General features: G+C 77.2%; 2 protein-coding genes and 1 pseudogene. 1 reads left to right on the plus strand and 2 read right to left on the minus strand.

Features of this window, described 5'->3' with window-relative positions:
• Both ACTUAL_RS32125 and ACTUAL_RS32130 read right to left on the minus strand, forming a co-directional pair.
• Nucleotides 1-322, minus strand: a pseudogene (locus tag ACTUAL_RS32125) (putative bifunctional diguanylate cyclase/phosphodiesterase); the annotation flags it as partial.
• Nucleotides 323-411: 89 nt separating this feature from the next.
• Nucleotides 412-876 (minus strand): hypothetical protein, encoded by a 465-nt coding sequence (locus ACTUAL_RS32130; RefSeq protein ID WP_232519877.1) that lies wholly within the window; start codon nucleotides 874-876, stop codon nucleotides 412-414.
• Between the two features lie 67 nt (nucleotides 877-943).
• On the opposite strand from ACTUAL_RS32130, the gene ACTUAL_RS32135 reads away from it, so the two are divergent.
• A partial coding sequence (locus ACTUAL_RS32135) for a glycerophosphodiester phosphodiesterase family protein (protein WP_440902861.1) occupies nucleotides 944-1,533 on the plus strand: 590 nt, incomplete at its 3' end.

Below are 1,533 nucleotides of genomic sequence, written 5' to 3' on the forward strand. Positions count from 1 at the left end.
CCTCCAGCTCCCGGTCGCGCCAGGCGGTGACGTCGGCGACCCGGTACAGCAGGTCGCCGTCGGAGGCGTCGAGCCGCTGGCAGGTCACCTCCAGCCACCGGTGGCCCTCACCCGCCGGGGTCAGCAGCGCCAGGCCGGGCCTGGGCCGGTCGGGGGCTCCGGGGAGCAGCGCCGACAGGGAGCGGCCGGGCAGGTGCTCGGGATCGATGCCGAGGATGCCTGCCAGCGCGGGGTTGGCCCACCTCAGGGTGGTGGCGGGGTCCGTCACGCCGTAGCCGATGTCGGTCCGCTGGAGCACCTCTCGGTGCCACGCGCCGCCCACGCGTCCTCCCGGTGTCGCTGCCGTGCTCGTGGCTCCTGGTGTCCACGCGCGCCTCGTGGGCGCGCGGGTGGGGTCCCAGCCAACACCACTCAGCGCAGCCGCTCCAGTCCCCGCGCGGTGTCGGCGAGTCCGGTGGCCAGTTCGCCCAGCTCGACCGGGTCCGCGCCCTCGGCGGCGGCGGAGGCGACGTCCTCGGCGGCGCAGCGCAGCTGGAACAGCCGGTCCTGCAGGTCGGCCAGCTCCGCGGCGGAGAGCACGACGGCGTCCTCGGGCAGGCCGCCGCGCTGCACGGCGGCCCTGCGCTCGTAGGCGCGCTGGCGGCACGGCTGGGCGCAGTAGCGGCGCGGTCTGCCCACCCGGCCCTGGTCGGGCAGGGGTCTGCCGCACCAGGCGCAGTGGCGGGCCTCCTCCCGGCGGGGCCTGCGGGACGCGGCCGGGTCCGCGGCTGCGGGGTCGGCTTCGGTGCCGGGCGCGCCGGAGGGGTCGACGGCGTCACCGGCGCGCGCCGCGTCCGGGGTCGCGCCGGGGTGGTGGGAGGGGCCTGCCAGCTCCATGGGCGGCGACGGTAGCCGGACACCGGCTGGTTGTTCCAGCGCCACGCCGCCGGTGCACACTCGGCGCGTGAAGCTGAGCCATCGGTACCTGTCCGGCCCGAACCCGCGCGCCTTCGCGCACCGGGGGTGGCACCTGGGCGAGCTGGAGGGCATGGAGAACTCGCTGTCGGCGATGCGGCGCGCCGTCGCGGAGGGGTTCTCCTACCTGGAGACCGACGTGCACACCACCTCGGACGGGGTGGTCGTGGTGCACCACGACTCCACGCTCGACCGCACCACCGACGGCACGGGCGTGGTCTCGCAGCTGCCGTGGGCGCGGGTGCGCGAGGCGCGCGTGGGCGGACGGGAGCCGGTGGTGCGCCTGGAGGAGCTGATGGAGGAGCTGCCGGGGGCGTTCCTCAACATCGACGTCAAGTCCGACGCCGCCGTCGCCCCGGTGGTGGAGCTGCTGCGCCGCACCGGCGCGCTGGGCCGGGTGTGCCTGGCCTCGTTCTCCGACGCGCGCCTGGCCAGGCTGCGCAGGCTGCTCGGCCCGGAGCTGCTGACCTCCATGGGGCCGCGCTCGGGGGCGGCGCTGTGGGCGGGCTGCCGGGTGCCCGGCGTGGGCGTGGCGGCGCGCGGGGCGATCGCGCAGGTGCCGGTGAACCAGGGCAGGCT

The sequence above is a fragment of the Actinosynnema sp. genome (assembly GCF_052038725.1).

Bases quoted from the DNA above. Each gene is read 5' to 3' on its own strand.
- ACTUAL_RS32130 (WP_232519877.1), bottom strand. From the start codon at position 876: ATGGAGCTGGCAGGCCCCTCCCACCACCCCGGCGCGACCCCGGACGCG.